Origin of the sequence: Kitasatospora sp. NPDC088548 (genome assembly GCF_044753005.1) — a bacterium.
GTDB lineage: Bacteria > Actinomycetota > Actinomycetes > Streptomycetales > Streptomycetaceae > Kitasatospora.
The window spans coordinates 186,123-208,790 of sequence record NZ_JBIVMI010000014.1 but is presented as its reverse complement, the minus strand read 5'-3'; the positions used below and the strand labels follow the sequence as shown (position 1 = coordinate 208,790).

13 protein-coding genes and 1 pseudogene are annotated in these 22,668 nt (G+C 73.7%); all 14 read right to left on the bottom strand.

Annotated elements, in window-relative coordinates:
* Window positions 1-5 precede the first annotated feature (5 nt).
* Entirely contained in the window at window positions 6-3,410 is a 3,405-nt protein-coding gene (locus tag ACIP82_RS19980) for a S8 family serine peptidase (RefSeq protein ID WP_400654762.1), read from the bottom strand.
* A gap of 276 nt (window positions 3,411-3,686) precedes the next feature.
* Entirely contained in the window at window positions 3,687-3,848 is a 162-nt protein-coding gene (locus ACIP82_RS19975; RefSeq protein WP_363610791.1) for a hypothetical protein, read from the bottom strand.
* A 295-nt stretch (window positions 3,849-4,143) separates the two neighbouring features.
* Entirely contained in the window at window positions 4,144-5,745 is a 1,602-nt protein-coding gene (gene serA / locus ACIP82_RS19970; protein ID WP_363610789.1) for a phosphoglycerate dehydrogenase, read from the bottom strand.
* 230 nt (window positions 5,746-5,975) lie between these two features.
* Entirely contained in the window at window positions 5,976-6,974 is a 999-nt protein-coding gene (gene ilvC, locus ACIP82_RS19965; protein ID WP_363610787.1) for a ketol-acid reductoisomerase, read from the bottom strand.
* A 138-nt stretch (window positions 6,975-7,112) separates the two neighbouring features.
* The gene (gene ilvN / locus ACIP82_RS19960; protein WP_363610785.1) at window positions 7,113-7,637 is read right to left on the bottom strand and encodes an acetolactate synthase small subunit; all 525 of its coding nucleotides are present in this window, start codon (window positions 7,635-7,637) and stop codon (window positions 7,113-7,115) included.
* Between the two features lie 80 nt (window positions 7,638-7,717).
* Window positions 7,718-9,571, bottom strand: coding sequence for an acetolactate synthase large subunit (locus ACIP82_RS19955; RefSeq protein ID WP_363610783.1), 1,854 nt, complete (start codon window positions 9,569-9,571; stop codon window positions 7,718-7,720).
* 336 nt (window positions 9,572-9,907) lie between these two features.
* Entirely contained in the window at window positions 9,908-12,868 is a 2,961-nt protein-coding gene (locus tag ACIP82_RS19950) for a putative bifunctional diguanylate cyclase/phosphodiesterase (RefSeq protein WP_400654791.1), read from the bottom strand.
* A 434-nt stretch (window positions 12,869-13,302) separates the two neighbouring features.
* On the bottom strand, window positions 13,303-16,341 hold the full coding sequence (locus ACIP82_RS19945; protein WP_400654758.1) for an AAA family ATPase: 3,039 nt from the start codon (window positions 16,339-16,341) through the stop codon (window positions 13,303-13,305).
* Between the two features lie 134 nt (window positions 16,342-16,475).
* Window positions 16,476-16,634 (bottom strand): hypothetical protein, encoded by a 159-nt coding sequence (locus ACIP82_RS19940; protein ID WP_400654756.1) that lies wholly within the window; start codon window positions 16,632-16,634, stop codon window positions 16,476-16,478.
* A gap of 327 nt (window positions 16,635-16,961) precedes the next feature.
* Window positions 16,962-18,473: an Asp-tRNA(Asn)/Glu-tRNA(Gln) amidotransferase subunit GatB gene (gatB, locus tag ACIP82_RS19935; RefSeq protein WP_363610777.1), complete on the bottom strand. Its 1,512-nt coding sequence runs from the start codon at window positions 18,471-18,473 to the stop codon at window positions 16,962-16,964.
* A gap of 73 nt (window positions 18,474-18,546) precedes the next feature.
* Window positions 18,547-18,786 (bottom strand): hypothetical protein, encoded by a 240-nt coding sequence (locus tag ACIP82_RS19930; RefSeq protein ID WP_363610775.1) that lies wholly within the window; start codon window positions 18,784-18,786, stop codon window positions 18,547-18,549.
* The gene (gene gatA / locus ACIP82_RS19925) at window positions 18,783-20,273 is read right to left on the bottom strand and encodes an Asp-tRNA(Asn)/Glu-tRNA(Gln) amidotransferase subunit GatA (protein ID WP_363610773.1); all 1,491 of its coding nucleotides are present in this window, start codon (window positions 20,271-20,273) and stop codon (window positions 18,783-18,785) included. Before gatA ends, ACIP82_RS19930 begins: the two co-directional genes overlap by 4 nt.
* A 79-nt stretch (window positions 20,274-20,352) precedes the next feature.
* A complete protein-coding gene (gatC, locus tag ACIP82_RS19920; RefSeq protein ID WP_030302932.1) occupies window positions 20,353-20,649 on the bottom strand; it encodes an Asp-tRNA(Asn)/Glu-tRNA(Gln) amidotransferase subunit GatC in 297 nt (98 codons plus the stop codon).
* 116 nt (window positions 20,650-20,765) lie between these two features.
* Window positions 20,766-22,512, bottom strand: a pseudogene (locus ACIP82_RS19915) (putative bifunctional diguanylate cyclase/phosphodiesterase); the annotation flags it as partial.
* Window positions 22,513-22,668: the final 156 nt, after the last annotated feature.

Genomic DNA, 22,668 nt, shown 5'->3' with positions numbered 1-22,668 from the left:
CGGGCTCAGGGCAGGGTGACGATCTCGCCCCGCCGGCCGTCCCGGTTGAAGTGGTGGAGCAGCAGCAGACGGGACGCGTCGCTGTCGGCCCGGCGGACCTCCAGGGCGCCGCCCGGCGGCACGGCGGACGCCACCGCGGCCGGTCCGCCGAGGCCGGCCCGGACCTCGACGGCCGGGTGCAGCACGTCGACGGCGAGGGTCGGGCGGGTGCCGCTCAGGCCGATGGCGGAGAAGGCCTCCTCCGGGTGGGGCCGACCGCCGGCGGGGCCGGTCCAGAGGCCGTAGCGGATGGTGCTGTGGTCCGCCGTCAGGCCGGGCAGGGCGCTCAGCCGCACCGGCAGCACCAGCGCGTCGCTGTCCAGCAGCGCGGTGTCGCTGTCGCCCCAGCGGGCGTTGAGCGGCTGGACGTCCAGTTCGGCGCCGGTCCTGGCGTCGAGCGCGCGGGCCACCAGGACGTCGCTGCCGGGCAGCCGGTCGGCCTTGACGATGACATCGGTCTCACCGTCCCCGTCGGTGTCCAGCGAGGCCCGGACGGCGAAGACGCCGACGGGGGTGGCGGCGGGCGCCCAGAGCTGGGCGCCCAGGTAGAGGGTGCCCTCGGCGAGCGGGTCGCCGCCGGCGGCCGGGGCGTCCGAGGCGGCGCCGGCCGCCCGCAGGTTGGCGGCCCGGTCGCCGGGGCGTTCGACGCAGATGTCCTCCGGGGCGCCCGCCCCGCCGGTGCCGTCCTGCGGCACGATGCCCGCGCCCGGCCCGACGGCGGCACCGCTGTCCGGCGGGCAGTCCACCCAGCGGGGGGCCTCCCCGCCGAGCGCGAAGCCGCTGACCAGGCCGGGCTGCTCCCCCGGCGCCGCGGTGCCGCCGAGGAGGACCAGCGCGCCCGAGGGGGTGGGCAGCACCGGCGCCGCCGCGCTCAGCTCGGAGACGGGGTGCGGGGCGGCGAGGACGGGCACCCGCAGCCCGGGCAGGGCACGGTCCGAGACGGGGGTGAGCAGCACCCGGCCGGAGAGCTCGCCCCGGTAGCTGCGGGCCCGGCCGCCCTGCAGGGTGTCGATGGTCGGGTCGGGGGTGCGGCCGAGCCGCCCGGGCACGACCAGGGTGACCCGGACCCGCGCGGTGCCCCCGGCGACCACCGCCACCTGGGCGGGCGCCACGTCGAACCGGGCGCCGGGGAGTTCGGTGGCGGCCGCGTAGCCGGTGCGGTAGACCACGGTCGTGTCGGACAGGTTCCGGACCTCGATCTCGCGGGTGGCGGAGAACGGCCCGCCGACGTCCACCGGGCCGAAGGAGACGCCGACGCCGCCCTCCGCCGCGCCCTCTCCGGCGGCGTAGGCGACGGCGGGGGTGCGGACGGCGCGGTCCACCTGGGCCCGTCCGGCGCCGGTGCGTTCGGGCCCGTAGACCGGGCCGCCGTGGTCGTCGCCGAGCCAGGTGTCCCCGGCGGTGTTCATCAGCGCGGCCTTGACCTGCTCGGCCGTCCAGTCCGGGTGGGCGGCGCGGACCAGCGCGGCGAGGCCGGCCACGTGCGGGGTGGCCATCGAGGTGCCGTCCTCGCGCTGGCCGCCGCTGCCGCTGCCGACCAGCGCGGACCAGATGGTCTCGCCGGGGGCGGCGAGGTCCGGCTTGACCACGCCGGGCACGCCGATGCCGCGCGAGGTGAAGTCGGTGAGGGTGTCGGTGCGCCACGGCTGGTCCTGGGAGACCGTGCCGTGCAGCCGGCCGCCCGGCTCGGCCAGCCGGACGTCGACCGGGCCGGCGGCCGCGCCCTGCCGCAGCCGTTCGCCGTCCTCACGGGCGAGCAGCGCGACCGGGACGCGGTCGTTGCCGGAGATCTCGGCGAGGTGGTCGTCGTCGGCGGCGAGCAGCGCGCCGATCGCTCCGGCGTCGGCGGCGTGGTCGGCGCGCGGGGCGGAGCCGCAGGCCCGTTCGGACTCGCGGGTGTGCCAGACGAGGACGGCGATCTTCCCTGCCAGCCGCTGCCGGTCGGCCTCGCCGAAGGCCGTGCAGCCGTCCGGCTGGTCGACGGGCAGGGCGAGTCGGCCGCTGACGTCGGCGGTGGACCAGCCCTGGTAGCGGGCGCTCCAGTGGGCCGGGACGACGGCGGCGAGCGGCTCCGGGGCGAGCACGGTGATGCCGTCGGCGTCGCTGTGCGGATCGACGGAGGCGGCGACGGTGACGGCCCGGGCGGCGGTGCCCGGGCTGCCGCCGATGCCGTAGACGTCCCCTTCGTTGCCCGCGGCCGCGACCACCACGGTGCCCAGTTCGGCGAGGCGGTCGGCGGCGACGGCGTCGGCGTCGTCGGTGGCGCCGAACCGGCTGCCGAGCGAGAGGTTGACGACGTCGAGGCGGTCGCCGAGGTCGCCGTCGCCGTCCGGGTCGGCGGCGATGTCGAGCGCCTGGGCGAGCTGGTCGGTGGAGCCTTCGCAGCCGAAGACCCGGAGCGCGTACAGCTGCGCGCCGGGCGCGGCGCCGGGGCCGACCTTGAAGTCCGCCGGGTCCAGGCCGGGCCGGTACGGGCCGCGGTAGGGCTGCCCGTCGGCGGTGACACCGAGACCGGCGGCGGTACCGGCGACATGGGTGCCGTGGCCGTGCCGGAGGCAGTCGATCGGGTTGTCGTCCGGGTGCGGGACGGGCTGGTAGTGCGGGGAGGACGGGTCCGGGTCGTAGTCGTCGCCGACCAGGTCGTGGCCGCCGACCACCTTGGCGTTGGGGAAGAGCCCGGCGGGCGCGGTCGTGGCGCCGTCCACCGACCGGAACGCCTCCTCGGTGCCGGGGCCGCCGAAGTCCGCGTGGGTGTAGTCGATGCCGCTGTCGATGATGCCGATCCGCACGCCCTGGCCGGTGTTGCCGTCGACCGCGTCGCCGGACGGACCGGCCCAGAGCCGCGGGGCGCCGGTGAGCGGGACGGAGTACGCGTTGTCCCGCTGCTTGCGCGTGATCGGGTGGACGGCCCGCACGCCCGGCAGCGTGCGCAGGGCGGGCAGCCGGTCGGCGGGCACGGTGACGGCGAGGCCGGTGAGCAGGGTACGGGTGCGGTAGAGCTCGCGGGCGGTGGGCACCGCGCCGCGGACGGCCCCGGCCAGCCCGTCGAGCGCGCCGGAGGCGGCGGTCCGCCGCTCGGCGCCGGCCCGGGCGGCCTCGCGGCGGATCTCCTCCGGGGCGCGCTGGGCCCGCCGGGCGTCGGCGGCGGCGCGCCGCCAGGCGGGACCGGCGGCCTCGGTGGCGAGTTCGAGCAGCACCGAGACCGGCTGCCCGGACGGCGGGTGGGCGGCCGCGGCCGCGCCGGGCGGCGGCCCCTGGGCCTCCGCCTGCCCGGCCGCCGGGGCGGCGGCGGTGAGCACGACCGGCCCGGCCAGCAGCGCCAGGGCGAGGCCGATCCTGGTGAGCGGACGGTGGACGGGTGGCTGACGCACAGGACCCTCTCCCCCGGTAAGGGGGGCTGATCCGCACACCGTGTCGCTGACGCCCGCCGGTGCGGACGTCGATCACCCTTCCGGGGGCCCCAAATTAGGATGATCGCGCCGGGGAATGCGAGCAACTTCCCTCGAACGGCGGCCACTTGCACCCTACCGGGTGATGCGGCGTCAGCCCGTCCGAGGTAATCGGCCGATTATCACCGACTCCGCCGAAAGGCCCTGCCGGCGCCCGACCGGGGGATCCGGCAGGCGGCACCCGACCGGCGGATCCGGTCAGAGGTGCCCGGTCACGCCGCCGTTGTCGCGACGGTCCAGCGCGCGCTGGAGGGCGGCGGCGGCGAAGGGGTTGCGCTCGGCCGCACGGCGGCGGCGCGGGGCGCGGGCGGCCGTGGCGGCGGGGGCGGGAGTGGTGTGACGGTCTGCGGCGGGGGGCATACCGGGCTCCTTGATGCGATGCGCACAGGCGGGCGCAGAGGGTGGGGAGGGTGGTACGCGGAGCAGGGATCGCCTGCCCGTCGGGCGTACGGGCGCACACGGGCCGCGCACCCTGGCTACAGGGGCGGCACACCGTCTGGCCCTTTCACGGTACGGCCCCGACCGGGCCGTGTCTGCACGAATACTTGGATTTCCTAGTATCTGAGACGGGCGTCACCCGGAGCGCCCACGCCGCCGGACGCGGCAGGGCCCGGACCGCCGGGGAGGCGGTCCGGGCCCTGCGGGGCGACGGGAATCAGGCGCCCAGGTCGACCGAGCGGGCGAAGCGGGCCCCGATCTCGGCGGCGATCGCGGACAGCACCTCCTGCGGGATCTGGGTGTCCACCGTGATGGAGGCGAGCGCGCCGCTGCCGTCCCGGGCGACCTGCATGCCGGCGATGTTGATGCCGGCGTCGCCGAGGTGGCGGCCGAGGACGCCGACCACGCCGGGGCGGTCCTCGTACTTGAAGAACGCCATGTGGTCGGTGAGCGCCACATCGACGTCGAAGGCGTCCACGCCGACGATCTTCTGGGTCTGCTTCGGGCCGGCCAGGGTGCCGGAGATGGCGATCTCGGTGCCGTCGGCCAGGGTGCCCCGGACGGTGATCACATTGCGGTGCTCAAGGCTCTCGCTGGAGGTGGTCAGGCGTACCTCGACACCGCGCTCCTGGGCGAACAGGGGAGCGTTGACGTAGGACACCGTCTCCGCCACCACGTCCTCGAACACGCCCTTCAGGGCGGACAGTTCGAGCACCTTGACGTCGTGCTGGGTGATCTCGCCACGGACCTCGACGTCGAGGCGGACGGCCACCTCGCCGGCCAGCGCGGTGAAGATCCGGCCCAGCTTCTCGGCCAGCGGCAGACCCGGACGGACGTCCTCGGCGATCACGCCGCCCTGGACGTTGACCGCGTCCGGGACCAGCTCGCCGGCCAGCGCCAGACGGACGGACCTGGCGACCGCGATACCGGCCTTCTCCTGCGCCTCGTCGGTGGAGGCGCCCAGGTGCGGGGTGGCGACCACGTTGTCGAAGGCGAACAGCGGCGAGTCGGTGCACGGCTCCTTGGCGTAGACGTCCAGGCCGGCGCCGGCCACCCGGCCGTCGCGCAGGGCGTCGGCCAGCGCCGCCTCGTCCACGATGCCGCCGCGGGCGGCGTTGACGATGCGCACGGTCGGCTTGACCTTGTGCAGCGCCTCGTCGCCGATCAGGCCGATGGTCTCGGGGGTCTTCGGGAGGTGGACGGTGATGAAGTCCGAGATCTCCAGCAGCTCCTCCAGCGTGACGAGCTTGACGCCCATCTGCGCGGCGCGGGCGGCCTGGATGTAGGGGTCGTACGCGACGATCTTCATGCCGAACGCGGACATCCGCTGGGCGACCAGCACGCCGATCCGGCCGAGGCCGACGACACCGAGGACCTTCTCGCTCAGCTCGACGCCGGTGTACTTGTTGCGCTTCCACTCGCCCTGCTTGAGCGCGGCGTTGGCCGGCGCGATGTTGCGGGCGACCGAGATCAGCAGGCCGCAGGCCAGCTCGGCGGCGGTGACGATGTTGGAGGTCGGCGCGTTGACGACCATCACGCCGGCCTTGGTGGCGGCGGAGACGTCCACGTTGTCGAGGCCGACGCCGGCCCGGGCGACCACCTTCAGCTTGCGGGCGGCGGCCAGCGCCTCCGCGTCCACCTTGGTGGCGGAGCGGATCAGGATGGCGTCCACATCGGCGATCGCGGTCAGCAGTTCGGTGCGGTCGGCGCCGTTGCAGTGACGGATCTCGAAGTCGGGGCCGAGGGCGTCGACGGTGGCGGGCGACAGCTCTTCGGCGATCAGAACGACGGCAGATTTCACAGTGGTCGCAGTGCTCACGACAGTGTTGTCCTTAACTGTCCGGTTCTCCCCGGCACGTAGGTGGCGTGACCGTCGGGGGGAAGGTGGCATGCCGCGTAGGTAGACGCACGACGCTGTGGGCCTGACGCGCACTCGGAAGTGTATCGACGGGCTGGGTGCGAGGCTGCTCCCGTCCGGCGAAATCACCCGGACGAGAGCAGCCTACTTGTACAAGGGGGTTACAAAATGAGGCGTGGCCCCGGAAGGGCTCAGGCCTCTTCCTTGACCCAGCTCATCAGCTTGCGCAGCTTCTTGCCGGTGGTCTCCAGCAGGTGGTCCTCGTCGGCCTTCTTGTACTCGTTGTACTTGGGCAGACCGGCCTTGTACTCGGCGATCCAGGTGTTGGCGAAGGTGCCGTCCTGGATCTCGGCGAGGACCTTCCGCATCTCGGCCTTGGTGGCGTCGGTGATGATGCGGGGGCCGGTGACGTAGTCGCCCCACTCGGCGGTCTCGGAGACCGACCAGCGCATCTTCTCCAGCCCGCCCTCGTACATCAGGTCGACGATGAGCTTCAGCTCGTGCAGGCACTCGAAGTAGGCGATCTCCGGCTGGTAGCCGGCCTCGACCAGGGTCTCGAAACCGGCCTTCACCAGGGCGGCGGTGCCACCGCAGAGGACGGCCTGCTCACCGAACAGGTCGGTCTCGGTCTCCTCGGTGAAGGTGGTCTTGATGACGCCGGCCTTGGTGGCACCGATGCCCTTGGCGTAGGACAGCGCCAGGTCGAGGGCCTTGCCGGAGGCGTCCTGCTCGACCGCGACGATCGCGGGGACGCCGCGGCCCTCCTCGTACTGGCGGCGGACCAGGTGGCCCGGGCCCTTCGGGGCGACCATGCAGACGTCGACATCGGCCGGGGGCTTGATGAAGCCGTAGCGGATGTTCAGGCCGTGGCCGAAGAACAGCGCGTCGCCGGCCTTCAGGTTCGGCGCGATGGACTCGGCGTAGACGTCGGCCTGGATCGGGTCCGGCACCAGGATCATGATGACGTCGGCCTCGGCCGCCGCCTCGGCCGGGGTGACGACGCGCAGGCCGGCCTCCTCCGCCTTGGCGCGGGACTTGGAGTCCGCCTTCAGGCCGACCCGGACGTCCGCACCCGAGTCGCGCAGGGACAGCGCGTGGGCGTGGCCCTGGCTGCCGTAGCCGATGACCGCGACCTTGCGGCCCTGGATGATGGACAGGTCGGCGTCGTCTTCGTAGAACAGCTCGGCCACGGGGGCACATCTCCTTGCGTGATGGTCTTGCCGGGTACTGCGGTTCCTACCGTACGTGGACCCGGCGGGGGTGTGGGGCAGTGCTTCAGGGGGTGAGACAGCGCGTGGCGCGTCCCGGGGAGGGACGGCGGTGGGCGCTCAGGCGCTGCGGTCGAGAGCGCGCAGCGAACGGTCGGTGATCGAGCGGGCGCCCCGCCCGATGGCGACCAGGCCGGACTGGACCAGCTCCTTGATGCCGTACGGCTCCAGCATCCGGAGCATGGCCTCCAGCTTGTCCGAGCTGCCGGTGGCCTCGACGGTCACCGCGTCGGGGGACACGTCGACCGTCTTGGCGCGGAACAGCTGGACGATCTCGACGATCTGCGACCGGGTCTCGTTGTCGGCCCGGACCTTCACCAGGACCAGTTCCCGCTGGATCGCAGCGGACTGGTCGAGTTCGACGATCTTTATCACGTTCACGAGCTTGTTGAGCTGCTTGGTGACCTGTTCCAGCGGGAGGTCCTCGACGTTGACCACGATGGTCATCCGGGAGATGTCCGGGTGCTCGGTCGGGCCGACGGCGAGGGAGTCGATGTTGAAGCCCCGACGGGAGAACAGGGCGGCGATGCGGGCGAGCACGCCGGGCTTGTTCTCGACCAGGACGGAGAGGGTGTGCTTGGACATGTGTCTCTGTTTCCTAGGTCGTTAGGAGGGGCCCGGCGCAGCCGGTCGTGGGAGGGGTGGCGGTGGGCAACGGACGGGCCTCAGTCGAGGTCGTCGCCGAAGTCGGGCCGGACGCCCTTGGCGAACTGGATCTCGTCGTTGCTGGTGCCGGCCGCGACCATCGGCCAGACCATGGCGTCCTGGTGGACGATGAAGTCGATGACCACCGGGCGGTCGTTGATCTCCATCGCCTGCTTGATCACCGCGTCCAGGTCCTCCGGGCGCTCGCAGCGCAGGCCGACGCAGCCCATCGCCTCGGAGAGCAGCACGAAGTCGGGGATCCGGGTGCCCTGTGCCGGCGGCTCGATGCCGTCGTGCTCGGGGCCGGAGTGCAGCACGGTGTTGGAGTAGCGCTGGTTGTAGAAGAGGGTCTGCCACTGCCGGACCATGCCCAGCGAGCCGTTGTTGATGACCGCGACCTTGATCGGGATGTCGTTCAGCGCGCAGGTGACCAGCTCCTGGTTGGTCATCTGGAAGCAGCCGTCGCCGTCGATCGCCCAGACCGCGACGTCCGGACGGCCCGCCTTGGCGCCCATCGCGGCCGGCACGGCGTAGCCCATGGTGCCCGCGCCGCCCGAGTTCAGCCAGGTGGCCGGCTTCTCGAACTGGATGAACTGCGAGCTCCACATCTGGTGCTGGCCGACGCCCGCCGCGTAGATCGCGTCCGGGCCGACCAGCCGGCCGATCCGCTCGATCACCTGCTGCGGGGACAACTGCCCGCCCGGGGCCGCCTCGTAGCCCAGCGGGTAGGTCTTCTTCCACTCGTTGAGCTTGACCCACCAGTCCGTGTAGTCGCCCTTGTGGCCGGCGTCGAACTCGGCCTGGACGGCGACGATCAGATCGGCCAGCACCTCGCGGGCGTCGCCGACGATCGGCACGTCGGCCGGGCGGTTCTTGCCGATCTCGGCCGGGTCGATGTCGGCGTGGACGACCTTGGCGTACGGGGCGAAGCTGTCCAGCTTGCCGGTGACGCGGTCGTCGAAGCGGGCGCCGAGGGTGAACAGCAGGTCGGCCTTCTGCAGCGCGGTGACCGCCGGGACGGAGCCGTGCATGCCGGGCATGCCCAGGTGCTGCGGGTGGCTGTCGGGGAAGGCGCCGAGCGCCATCAGGGTGGTGACGACCGGTGCGCCGGTCAGCTCGGCGAGGATCCGCAGCTCGGCCGTGGCGTGCGCCTTGAGCACGCCGCCGCCGACGTACAGCACCGGGCGCTTGGCGCTCACCAGCATCTTCGCGGCCTCGCGGATCTGCTTGGCGTGCGGCTTGGTGACCGGGCGGTAGCCCGGCAGCGAGGTCTCGGGCGGCCAGCGGAAGGTGGTGGTGGCCTGCAGCGCGTCCTTGGCGATGTCGACCAGGACCGGGCCGGGGCGGCCGGTGGCGGCGATGTGGAACGCCTCGGCGATCACCCGGGGGATCTCGGCGGGGTCGGTGACCAGGAAGTTGTGCTTGGTGATCGGCATGGTGATGCCGCAGATGTCCGCCTCCTGGAAGGCGTCGGTGCCGATCGCCTTGGAGGAGACCTGGCCGGTGATCGCGACCATCGCCACCGAGTCCATGTAGGCGTCGGCGATCGGGGTCACCAGGTTGGTGGCGCCCGGGCCCGAGGTGGCCATGCAGACGCCCACCTTGCCGGTGGCCTGGGCGTACCCGGTGGCGGCGTGGCCGGCGCCCTGCTCGTGGCGGACCAGGATGTGGCGCACCTTGGCCGAGTCCATCAGCGGGTCGTACGCGGGAAGGATGGCCCCGCCCGGGATGCCGAAGACGGTGTCCGCGCCCACGGCCTCCAGCGAGCGGATGAGCGACTGGGCGCCGGTCATGGTCTCGACGACGTGCTGGGGAGCGGGAGCGTGGGCGGCCGGGGTGTCCCCGCGGCGGGGGGATGCGGCGTGCTCAGTCATCTGCCTGTCTCTTCTCGGTTCTTCGCCGGCCCGGGTGGTTGCGGGCCCCGCGGTGTCGAGGGTGGGGTCCCGGTTCCGGGCCGATCGCCGGCTCTGCCTCAATCGTCCGACTTTTCCCTTTTTATCGGGACTGCCGGGCGGCTGGGGCCAGGGGTCTTGCGGTGGTGGAACAGCGTCAGTGCAACAAAAAACCCCTCGTGCCCGGGCAGGCATGCGAGGGGTGGCGCGTCGGTCTGTCACAAGCAGGGCGTGTGAGCCCGCTCAGCCGACGCGCCCGCCAAGTACGAGAATTCGGGTGCGCATGGCAACGACCTTCCTCCCGAGCGGGGCCGACTGTCAAGCAGGTGGGATGACAGTCTCGCCATGCGGACCGTGCCCCGGACCGGCCGCGGTCTGGTGTTCGGGCAGGTCGGAGCCGCTGTGGTGATGTACGACACGCCCCGGACCGCCCTCCCCCCGGCCACTCGTACGGGTGTCCGTGATCAGGTACGCGCGCCGTGCCGAGAGCGAGCCGAGCGGTCTCGGCAGCGGGTAGACCCGGCGGGCCAGCGCCCGCCGCAGCCGGGCCTCCTCCAGCGGCGGGGTGAAGGCCGAACCCTGGCCCCGCCGGCAGCCCAGCTCCTGCAGCGCGGTCACCTGGCGGGGCAGGTCCACCCCCTCGGCGGCGGTCACCAGGCCGAGGTCGCGGCCGAGCCGCAGCGCGTGTCCGGCCAGCGTCCGGCCGAGCCCGGGCTCCGCCACCTCCTGGACGAGGGTGCGGTCCAGCTTGAGGCCGTCGAAGGGCAGCCGGGCCAGTGCCCCGAGCGAGCCGTCGCCGGTGCCGAAGCCGGCCAGCGCGGTGGAGACGCCGAGCCGGCGCAGGGCGGCGAGCCGGCGGCCGAGGTCGTCGGCCAGCGAGTCCGGGCCCATCCGGGCCACCTCGACCACCAGTTGGCCGGCCGGCAGCCCGCTGTCGCGCAGCGCCGCGGCCACCGCCTCGTACATGCCGGGCGAGCAGAGCCGCTCGGCGGAGAGCCGGACCGAGACCGGCACCGGGACGGGCGCCGAACGCACCCTGGCCGGCAGTCCGCGCCGCGCCGCCGCGGCCGCCACCGCCTCGTGGACCAGCCAGCGGGAGAACCGGCCGGCCGCTTCGCCGTGGTCGGCGGAGCGCAGGAACTCGGCGGGGGTGAGCAGCAGCCCCTGCGCCGAGCGCCAGCGGACCTGCGCCTCGACGGTGGTGACGGCGCCGCTGACCAGGTCGACCACCGGCTGGTGCAGCAGCGTGAACCCGCCCTCCCGGACGGCGATCCGCAGCCGCTCCTCCAGGTCGGTACGGCGCTCCAGGTCGGCGCGCATGGCCGGGTTGTAGAGCACCACCCGGCCCTTGCCCTCGGACTTGGCCCGGTACATCGCGAGGTCGGCGTTGCGCATCAGCTCGTCGGCGGCCGCCCTGGGGTCGACGGCCTGGCCGCGCTCGGGGGTGCCGAAGGCGATGCCGATGCTGGCGGCGACGCCGAGTTCGGCGCCGCCGATCCAGTACGGCTCGGAGAGCGCCGTCCGCAGCCGCTCGGCGAGTTCCTGCACCTGGAGCCGGCCGAGCGGGCCGCAGACCAGCGCGGCGAACTCGTCCCCGCCGAACCGGGCGACGGTGTCCCCGCAGCGCACCGCGCCCTGGAGCCGCCGGGCGGCCTGCACCAGCAGTTCGTCGCCGACCTGGTGGCCGGCGCTGTCGTTGACCGCCTTGAAGCCGTCCAGGTCGAGGAAGAGCACCGCGATCCCGGCGCCGCCCGAGCCCTGCGGGCCGCGGGCGCCGAGCGCGGCCCGCAGCCGCTGGGCGAAGAGCGCCCGGTTGGGCAGGTCGGTGAGCGGGTCGTGGAACGCGTTGTGCTGCAACTGGGCCTGCAGTATCACCCGTTCGGTGACGTCCCGGCTGTTGAGGATCAGGCCGTCGCGGTAGCGGTTGACGGTCGACTCGACGTGCAGCCACTCGCCGGCGCCCGCGCTGATCCGGCACTCCACCCGGGCGGACGGCTCGGCGGCGCCCGGGGAGCGGTGGGCCGCGAGCCGGACCCGGGCCAGGAAGCGGCGGACCTCCAGCAGCACCCGGTCCACGTCCTCCGGGTGGACCAGGTCGAGCAGGTTCCCGCCGACCAGCTCCCCCGGGTCCCGCCCGTAGACGCCGAGCGCGGCCGGGGAGACGTAGGAGAGCACACCGTTCGCGCCGGCGATCATGATGACGTCGCTGGAGCCCTGCACCAGGGAGCGGAAGTGCGCCTCCTTGTGGGCGAGTTCCTGCGCCAGCGAGAGGTTGTCCAGCAGCATCACGCCCTGCCGCAGGATCAGCGCCAGGCCGACGGTGCAGGCGGCCGCCGCCACCACCCGGTCCAACGGCCGCCCGCCGAGGGCGTTGTAGAGGATCCCGGCGGTGCAGACCGCGGCCGCCGCGTACGGGGTGAGCGCGCTGAACGTGGTGGCCACCCGGCGGCGCGGCAGGCCGCCCGCCGAGGGGTGCTCGCGCATCGGACGGCTCCAGCGCGGCGACCACGGCGCCCAGGCCAGCAGCAGGCTGCCGGCGAACCAGCCGGCGTCCAGCAGCTCGCCCGAGTGGTAGCTGTTGCGCAGCTCGGGCGAGGTGAACAGGGCGTCGCAGAGCACCGTGACGGCCAGGCCCACCATCGCGGTGTGCACCGCGGCCCGGTTGCCGTCGCGGCCGCCGAACCGCAGTCCGACCACCAGGCTGACCAGCAGGATGTCCAGCACCGGGTAGGCCAGGTTGAGGGCGAGGCGCAGCGGGGAGCCGTCCTCCCCGGCGGCGATCCGCCCGAGCGCCAGGCTCCAGCTGAGGGTGAACAGCGAGCCGGCCACCAGCCAGCCGTCCAGCAGCAGGCAGAGCCAGCCGGCGGCGTTGCGCGGACGCTGGGCGAGCACCAGCACGCCGGTGATGGCGAGCGGGGCGAACAGCAGGAAGGCGTACTCGGCGGGCGACTCCTGCGGCGGCCGGGTACGGTCCACCAGCTCGTACCAGCCCCAGGTGCCGTTGCCGAACGAGACCATGAGCGAGGAGAGTCCGAACAGCAGCCAGGCCGGGCGGGCGTGCCCGCCGACCGTGCAGCCGTACGCGAGACAGGACAGCGCGGCCGCGAGGGCCGCCGCCGCCAGCCCGAAGTCACCCATGAAGACCGCGAGTTGGCTGGATCCCCAGCCGAGGGACGCGCCCAGCGTGTAGGCCAGGCAGAGCACGGCGAGGACGACGCCGGGCAATCGCCGGCTGGACAGCAGCCGGCAGACCGGGCCGCGCCGGTCGGTCGCGGACATGTCGGCGTCCGGTGCGCCCGGCCGTCCGGCTCCGGGCAGCACCGCATCGGTGGAGCTCACTCGGCCTCTCCCCCTCCGGCCCGGGGCCTGGCGCCCCGGCCACGGGCCACCGGCCGCGCACCTGGTGGCCGTACGCGGTGACCTGGCGCCCCGTCAGGGCGGTGGCCCAGGGGGTGGACTGCCTTCCGGTCGCCGCACCGCACCGATGTTCCCGATCGGGACCCTACACCACTTCGGTCACTCAATGACACGCACACTCAACTTAGAGTAATGGCCGGGGGGTAGGGAAATGCACCCGATTCCGCCGGATCGGCCCGGTTGGCGGCGGCGCGCGGGAGGGGGCACACGCGGCGCGCACGGGAGCACGCGGCAGCGCCCGGCGATCATCGGGCCGGGCCAGGCCGGTGCCCCGACGGCGCCGGGCGGTGCGTGGATCAGCGGCCGGCCGGGACCGGCTCGTCCGGAAAGAGCCGCAACCGGTGCGCCAGCGCGGCGGCCTCGCCCCGGCCGGCCACCGCCAGCTTGCCGAGGATGTTGGAGACGTGCACGCTCGCGGTCTTCGGCGAGATGTACAGAACCTCGGCGATCTGCCGGTTGGTGCGGCCCTGCGCGAGCAATCGGAGCACGTCCCGCTCACGGGGGGTGAGGCCGAAGGAGTCACCGGGGAGCGGTGTCTTCGCCCGCCCCGCCGGGCACGTGGTGAGGGCCAGTCCGGCCCGGTCGGCCAGACCGGCGATCTCCGCCAGCAGGGGCCGGTCGGACCGGGCCCCGGCCAGCTCCCGTGCCTCGCGCAGGAGTTCGGCGGCGGCCTCACGGCGCCCGGCCAGCACCTCGGCCTCGCCGGCCCGCAGCAGCGCGAGCGCCAGCGGGTACGGCAGGCCGGTCGGCCGCAGCGCCTCGACGGCGGCCGCCCAGTGCGCCGGGGTGTCGGCCCCCTCGGCACGGGCCAGTTCGCCCTCCAGCAGCCTGGCCCAGCCGTGGTGCAGCGGCGCCTTGGGGACCAGCCCGGCCGCGGTGGCGGCGATCAGGGCCAGCACCCGCGCACGGTCCGGGCCGGCCTCCGGCAGGCCCCGGGTGTCCGCCTCCACCCCTGCCCCGTCCACCAGCAGCGGCAGGAGGTCCGACTCGTAGCCGCGCGGCAGTTCGCCCTCCAGCACGGCGAGAAGTTCGGCCCTGGCCTCCATCGGGCGCCCGCTCCGCGCGGCGATCCGCACCGCCAGCTGGCTGATCGGCACGGAGTGCTGGACCTGGCCGATCCGGTTGGCCGTCCTGGCCTGCGCCAGCATCTCCGCCGCCTCGGCCAGGTCGCCGCGGAGCATGGCGAGTTCACCGCGCATCCGGTCCAGGAACTCGGCATGGGTGCCGGTCGGGCTGGTCAGGTCGCCGTCGGCGAGCACCCGGGTGACCTCCTCGATCCGCCCGAGGTCCATCAGCGCCTCGGCGAGGTTGCCGGTCAGGATGGTGCCGATGTTGCGCACCAGCCCGTTGCCGTCCGCGTACTCCAGCCCCTCCCGGGCCACCGCCACCGCCTCCTCCGCCCGGCCCAGCCCGCGCAGCATGCTGGCCAGGTTGTTGAGGCCGCGCAGCAGCACGTCCGGCACACCGAGCGGCCGGGTGGCCTCCACCGCGGCGGTCAGCTCGGCGAGGGCGGTCTCCGGGTCGGCGCCGAGGTCGTTGCGCAGATAGCCGAGCGTCATCCTGGCGTGCTGCTCGACGGCGTGCGCGCCGACCTCACCGGCGATCAGGACGGCCCGCTCGGCGAGTTCGACCTGCTCGTGCCCGGGGTTCTTGAGCATCGCGGCGCCGGCGCCGAGCGCGAACACCTCGGCCTGCACGGCGGACGGCGGCAGGTGCTCGACCAGCCGGTGCGCGTGGGCGATCTCCTCCTCGTCGCCGGAGCGGCGCAGATGGCCGAGCATCCGGGCCCGGTTGATCCGGAACCAGGCCGCCCGGGCCGGGTTCTCCCGCTCGTCGACCATCTTGAGCGCCCGCCGGGCGAAGCTCAGCCCGCGTTCGCGGTCCCCGCTGCGGCGGGCCGCGACCACCGCCTCGGCCAGCACGTCGATCAACTGGAGCCGGTCGCAGCCCGGGTCGTGGGCGCCGGCCGCGCAGGCGCACGGCGGGTAGGTCTCGGCCCAGTCGTAGGGGCGCAGGGTGTGTGCCAGCACCTCCTCGGAGACGTGGTCCCACAGCTCCAGGGCACGCTCCAGCATGCCCAGCTGCTCGGCGAAGGCGTTGCGCCGGCGGGCCTCCCGGGCGGCGTCCAGGGCGGTCGGCAGGGCGCGGGCCGGATCGTGCGCGTGGTACCAGTAGTTGGCCAGCCGGGCCGGGCGGACGTCCGCGCCGACCAGCTGCGGCTGTTCCTCCAGGACGGTCGCGAAGCGGCGGTTGATCCGGTGCCGCTCGCCGGGCAGCAGGTCGTCCGAGACCGCCTCGCGGACCAGCGCGTGCCGGAAGCGGTAGCCGTCCCCGTCCGGGTCGGGGCGCAGGATGCTGGCGCCGACGGCGGTCCGCAGCGACTCGATCAGCGCCTCCTCGTCCTCCAGGACGGCGGCGAGCAGCGCGTGTTCGACCGTCGAGCCGCCCTCGGCGGCGATCCGCAGGACGCGCTGGGTCTCCTCGTCCAGCGCCTCGACCCGGACCAGCAGGATGTCCCGCAGCGAGTCGGTGAGCCCGGCCCGGCAGCCGTCGTGGAGGGCGGTGGCGAGCTCCTCGACGAAGAAGGGGTTGCCCTCGGAGCGGCGGTGGATGCGGTCGACGAGCTGCCGGTCGGGGACGGCGGTGCCGAGGATGCCGGCCAGCTGCGCGGCCACCTCCCCCGGCCCGAACCGCTCCAGCTCCAGACGCTGGACGGTGCGCAGCCGTTCGAGCTCGGCGAGGAAGGGCCGCAACGGGTGGCGGCGGTGCAGGTCGTCGGTGCGGTAGGTGGCGATCAGCAGGACCCGGACCCGGTGCAGGGTGCGGACCAGGTAGGCGAACAGCTCCCGGGTGGAGCGGTCGGACCAGTGCAGGTCCTCGACGGCGAGGACGAGGGTACGGTCCGTGCCGAGCCGTTCGAACAGCCTCGCGGTGTGCTCGAACAGCCGGGCCCGGCCGTACTCGTCGTTCGGTTCGCCGTCGGCCTCGCCGAACTCGGGCAGCAGGCGGGCGAGATGGCCCTCGCTGCCGGCCGCGGCGGCCTCCAGTTCGGGTCCGAGGCCGCGGTGCAGCCGGCGCAGCGCGGTGGCCAGCGGCGCGTACGGCAGGCCCTCGGCGCCGACCTCCAGGCAGCCGCCGACGGTGGTCACCACTCCCCCGGTGCCGCAGGCCCGCGCCAGGAACTCCTCCAGCAGCCGGGTCTTGCCCACGCCGGCCTCGCCGCCGATCAGCACCGCCTGCGGGTGCCCCGACCCGGCCCGTCGCAGCGCGTCCGTCAGTGCGGTGATCTCGGTGCCGCGGCCGACGAAGACGGGACTCACCGATATCTGCTGCATGGAGGCGAGCATGCCACAGGCCGCCTGACCGGGCCGAGCGGTTATCCCGCCCTCCGGACGCCCGGAAGGGGAGGCGCCGTCCTGCGGCACCTCCCCTTCCCGGCTCGCCTCGGCACCGCCCCGGTGCCGGTCCGTCAGCACTCGCGCAGGCGCGTGGCGCGCCGCTCGGCACGGGTGGCGACCGGCCGGCTCTGGGCCCGCCGGGCGTTCCGCGCCTCGCGGACCAGCCGCTGCCGGTCGGCGCGGGCGTGGAGCTCGCGCACCTGCTGCTGGATGAGCTCGTACTCGATCACGGTGGTTCCCCTCGTGGTTGCTTCTCGGTCCGATCGATCCGCTCGATCTGGAATGAGCCTCCTCCGCAAGGGGGGTGTGCCGCATCGGCAGCCTGCCGCATCTTCCGGCCCGCCCGGGCCTTAGCCGGACCGGCCGGGGAACGGCGAAGGCCCGGATCCACCCCGGTAAGGGGGCGGATCCGGGCCTCGGTGCTCAGCCGGCCGCGCTCGGCGGGCCTGGGCGGGCCTTAGCGCGGGCCTTAGGAGCCTCGGCCGCCGCTTAGGCAGCGCCCGGCCGCTCCAGACTGCGCCTACTGTCCTTCCACGGCAAGCCGCTCCAGACTGCGCCTACTGTCCTTCCACGGCAAGCCGCTCCAGGATCAGATCCTTGACGCGCGCCGCGTCGGCCTGGCCCCGGGTGGCCTTCATGACCGCGCCGACCAGGGCGCCGACCGCGGCGACCTTGCCGTCACGGATCTTGGCGGCGATCGCCTCGTTCTCGGCGATGGCCTGGTCGACGGCGGCACCGAGCGCGGAGTCGTCCGAGACGACGGCCAGGCCGCGCTTCGCCACGACCTCGTCCGGCTCGCCCTCGCCGGCCAGCACGGCCTCGATGACCTGGCGGGCCAGCTTGTCGTTCAGCTTGCCCTCGGCGACCAGCGCGGCGACCCGGGCGACCTGCGCCGGGGTGATCGGCTGCTCGCTCAGGTCGGTGCCGGTCTCGTTGGCGCGACGGGCCAGCTCGCCCATCCACCACTTGCGGGCCTGGTCGGCCGGGGCGCCCGCGGCGATGGTCTCCAGGATCGGCTCGACCGCACCGGCGTTCAGCACCGACTGCATGTCCTTGTCGGACAGGCCCCACTCGGCCTGCAGCCGGGCCCGGCGCACCCGCGGCAGCTCCGGCAGCCCGGCCCGCAGCTCCTCCACCCACGCGCGGGAGGGCGCGATCGGGACGAGGTCCGGCTCGGGGAAGTAGCGGTAGTCCTCGGCGTTGTCCTTGATCCGGCCGGAGGTGGTGCTGCCGTCCTCCTCGTGGAAGTGCCGGGTCTCCTGGATGATGGTGCCGCCGTCGATGAGCACGGTGGCGTGCCGCTGGATCTCGAACCGGGCGGCCCGCTCGACGCTGCGCAGCGAGTTGACGTTCTTGGTCTCCGAGCGGGTGCCGAAGGTCTCGGTGCCGTTGGGGCGGAGCGACAGGTTGACGTCGCAGCGCATCTGGCCCTTGTCCATCCGGGCCTCGGAGACGCCCAGCGCCTTGATCAGCTCGCGCAGTTCGGCGACGTACGCCTTGGCGACCTCGGGGGCCCGCTCGCCGGCGCCCTCGATCGGCTTGGTGACGATCTCGATCAGCGGGATGCCGGCCCGGTTGTAGTCCAGCAGCGAGTGCGTGGCGCCGTGGATCCGGCCGGTGGCGCCGCCCACGTGGCTGGACTTGCCGGTGTCCTCCTCCATGTGGGCGCGCTCGATCTCCACCCGGAAGGTCGAGCCGTCCTCCAGCTGCACGTCGAGGTAGCCGTTGAAGGCGATCGGCTCGTCGTACTGCGAGGTCTGGAAGTTCTTCGGCATGTCCGGGTAGAAGTAGTTCTTCCGCGCGAACCGGCACCACTCGGCGATCTCGCAGTTCAGCGCCAGACCGATCTTCACGGCCGACTCCACGCCGATCGCGTTGACCACCGGCAGCGAGCCCGGCAGGCCCAGACAGGTCGGGCAGACCTGGCTGTTCGGCTCGGCGCCCAGCTCGGTCGAGCAACCGCAGAACATCTTGGTCTTGGTGCCCAGCTCGACGTGGACCTCAAGGCCCATCACCGGGTCGTACGACGCGAGAGCGTCCTCGTAGGAGACCAGGTTCTTGACGCTCACAGCGTCCCCTTCGCTAAAAGTCTTTGGGAGGTACGGGCCCGGCCGCCGCTCGCGCGGGGCCGGGCCGGGGCGCTCAGCCCAGCAGCACGTCGTCGTCGCCCAGGCGGCGCAGTTCGCGCACCAGCAGGGCGGTGCCGGTGACCAGGGCCGCGGCGCCGACCAGGGCGTTGATCAGCTTCAGGGTGTCGTGCTCGCCGCGGGCCTTCTTGACGTCCTTGACGATCGACACCGCGCCGAAGGCGCTGGTACCGATGGACAGCCACAGACCCGGCTTCGAGTGCTTGAAGCCCTTCGCCTTCTCGATCTTGCTCACAGTGCCGGTGCCTCCTCCAGCAGGGTGTGCCCCCACTTGTCGTTGAGTGCGGCCTCGACGGCGCCGCCCACGCGGTACAGGCGGTCGTCCGCCATCGCGGGTGCGATGATCTGCAGGCCGACCGGGAGATTGTCCTCCGGGGCCAGTCCGCAGGGCAGCGACATGGCCGCGTTGCCCGCGAGGTTCGACGGAATCGTGCAGAGGTCGGCCAGGTACATCGCCATCGGGTCGTCGGCGCGCTCGCCGATCGGGAAGGCGGTGGTCGGGGTGGTCGGGGAGACCAGCACGTCCACGCCCGCGAAGGCGGCGTCGAAGTCGCGCGAGATGAGCGTGCGGACCTTCTGGGCCGAACCGTAGTAGGCGTCGTAGTAGCCCGAGGAGAGGGCGTAGGTGCCGAGGATGATGCGGCGCTTCACCTCGGGGCCGAAGCCGGCCTCACGGGTGAGGGCGGTGACGTCCTCGGCGGAGCGGGTGCCGTCGTCGCCGACCCGCAGGCCGTAGCGCATCGCGTCGAAGCGGGCCAGGTTGGACGAGGCCTCGCTGGGCGCGATCAGGTAGTACGCGGGCAGCGCGAGGGTGAAGGACGGGCAGGAGACCTCGACGACCTCGGCGCCCAGCTCGCGCAGCAGCTCCACGGACTCGTTGAAGCGCTGCATCACGCCGGCCTGGTAGCCCTCGCCGGCGAACTCCTTGACCACGCCGATCCGCATGCCGCGGATGTCGCGCCGCTTGGCGGCCTCGACCACGGCCGGGACCGGCGCGTCGATCGAGGTGGAGTCCAGCGGGTCGTGGCCGGCGATGGCCTCGTGCAGCAGCGCCGCGTCCAGCACGGTCCGGGCGCACGGGCCGCCCTGGTCCAGCGAGGACGAGAAGGCGACCAGGCCGTAGCGGGAGACCGAGCCGTAGGTGGGCTTGACGCCGACGGTGCCGGTGACGGCGCCGGGCTGGCGGATCGAGCCGCCGGTGTCGGTGCCGATCGCCAGCGGGGCCTCGTAGGCGGCCAGCGCGGCGGCCGAGCCGCCGCCGGAGCCGCCGGGGATGCGGCTGAGGTCCCACGGGTTGCCGGTCACGCCGTAGGCGGAGTTCTCGGTGGAGGAGCCCATCGCGAACTCGTCCATGTTGGTCTTGCCGAGAATCACCACGCCGGCGTCCTTGAGACGCGAGGTCAGGGTGGCGTCGTACGGCGGGATCCAGCCTTCGAGGATCTTGGAGCCGCAGGTGGTCGGGACACCCTTGGTGGTGAAGACGTCCTTCAGCGCGAGCGGGACGCCGGCCAGCGGGCCCAGCTCCTCGCCCCTGGCGCGCTTCTCGTCGACGGCGCGGGCGGCGCCGAGCGCGCCCTCGGTGTCGACGTGGAGGAAGGCGTTGACCTTCTGGTCGACGGCCTCGATGCGGTCCAGGTGGGCCTGGGCGACCTCGACGGCGGAGACCTCGCCCTTGGCGATGGCGGCGGCCGTGTCGGCGGCCGTCCACTTGGTGATGCCCATGGCAGCTGCTCCAGTGGCAGAGGGACCCTCCTCGCCGGAGGCGGGCGAGGAGGGATGGATCAGGTCAGTCATGGGTGGTTCAGTCCTCCCCGAGGATCTGCGGCACACGGAAACGCTGCTCCTCGGCGGCCGGGGCGCCGGCCAGCGCCTGGTCCGGGGTGAGCGACGGCCGCACCTCGTCCGCGCGCATGACGTTCGTCAGCGGCAGCGGGTGGGAGGTCGGCGGGACGTCCTGTCCGGCGACCTCGGAAACGCGGGCGACCGCGCCGATGATCACGTCGAGCTGCTCGGCGAAGTGGTCCAGCTCTTCGGCCTGCAACTCAAGACGCGACAGCCGAGCGAGGTGGGCGACCTCCTCGCGCGTGATGCCAGGCATGCAGCGATCCTCAGGGGTGAGTTCTGGTGAGGCCCGGCGATGCGGTCAGGCGGTGCCGGGCCCGGGCGGGGGCAGCCGGCTCGGCGGCCCCGTCCTCTTGGTCTTTGGCCCCCATCCTATGGGGCCCGACCCGGCCACCGGCCAACGAGTGAGCGCGCGGACCGGTCACAGCGGCCGCGGGCGGGACTACTGCGGCCTGGTCGGGGCCCAGTTGGGGACGCCTGGGGCCTGGATCTCCATCTGCGCGGCCTGCACCGCCTGGATCACCGGCGGCAGGACGGGCGGCAGCACGGGCGGCAGGACCGGCTGCATGCCCGGGGGCAGCTGCGTGGCCGCGGACATCCGCTCCACCGGCGGCGCGCCGGTCCGGTGCACCCGCAGCCAGGCGGTGGCCTGCTCGGCCGGCAGCGCCGCCGAGACCAGCCAGCCCTGGACGGCGTCCACCCCCATGAGGTGCAGCCGTTCCCAGGTCTCGTCGTCCTCGACGCCCTCGGCGACCACGGTCAGCCCGAGCGAGTGGGCCAGCTCCACCGAGCAGCGGACCACGGCCGCGTCGTGGTCGTCCGCGACCATCCGGGAGACGAAGGAGCGGTCGATCTTCAGCTCGCCGACCGGGAGGCTGCGCAGCCGCACCAGTGAGGAGTGGCCGGTGCCGAAGTCGTCCAGGGACATCCCGACGCCGTAGCCGCGCAGTTCGGCCAGGGTGTCGGCGGCCCGGCGCGAGTCGTCCAGCAGCAGCCGTTCGGTGATCTCCAGCTGGAGCGCGTGGGCGGGCACCTGGTGGCGGACCAGGTGCCCGGCGACCCGCTGGGCGAAGCCGGGGTTGAGCACGTCGCGCGGTGAGACGTTCACCGCCACCTGCACCTGGAGGCCCTGCTCGCGCCAGTGGGCGAGCTGGCCGACGGCCGCCTCCAGCACGTAGTCGGTCAGCCGGGGCATCAGACCGCTGGACTCGGCGAGCCCGACGAACTCGTCCGGCGAGACCTTGCCCTGGCCGGGGCGCTCCCAGCGCAGCAGCGCCTCCAGTCCGACCACCCGGCCGTCGAAGGCCACCTTCGGCTGGTAGTGCAGCTGCACCTCGCCGGTCTCCAGGGCCCGCCGCAGATCGCCGAGCAGGCCGATCCGGTAGGGCGTGTCGGCGTCCTGGGCCTCGTCGTACTGCTCGACGCAGCTGTGGCCGCGCTGGGCGTGGGCCATCGCCACATCGGCGCGGCGCAGCAGCGATTCGGCGTCCTGGGCGTGCTGCGGGTAGACGCAGACGCCCGCGCTGGCCTCCAGGACGAGCAGCAGCCCGTCCAGCCGGATCGGCGCCGCCAGCTCGGCGATCAGCGCCTTGGCGACCCGTTCCAGGGTGTTCGGGCAGCCGATGCCGGGCAGCAGGACGGCGAACTCGTCGCCGCCCATCCGGGCCACCAGCGGGCGGCCGCGCCGGTAGCGCGGGGGCAGCCCGGCGAAGACGTCGTCGATCGATCCCCTGGTCGCGCTGCCCGGCGGGCCGCCGGAGCGCAGCGCACGGTGCAGCCGGCGGGCGATGTGCACCAGCAGCCGGTCGCCGGCGGTATGGCCGAGGGTGTCGTTGAGCGACCGGAACCGGTCGAGGTCGAGCAGGATGAGACCGACGCTGTAGCCCTCGTCGTGCTCGGCGATGGCCTCCTGGGCTGCCAGCAGCAGGGCCTGTCGGTTGGGCAGGTCGGTCAGCGGGTCGGTGAGCTGGTCCCGGGCCCGGTCCCGGGCGATCCGCCAGGCCGCGACCAGGACGGCCAGGGGCACCGCGAACAGCGGTAACAGCTCGGGCTCGTACCGGTAGACCAGGACGGCCAGCGGGATGAGCGGTGCGGCGCCGGCCAGCAGTACGCCGAGCAGCAGGACCGCACCTGCCACCCCCTGCGGCGGGCGTGTGGGCGCACCGCCGGTCGTACGATCCATAAGCCTTGTCCTCCGTCGGGACCGCCCCGTCAGGCCGCCTTAACGGTGAAGCACCGTACCGGCGCCGGCAGCTGCCGGGCATGGAGCGACCCC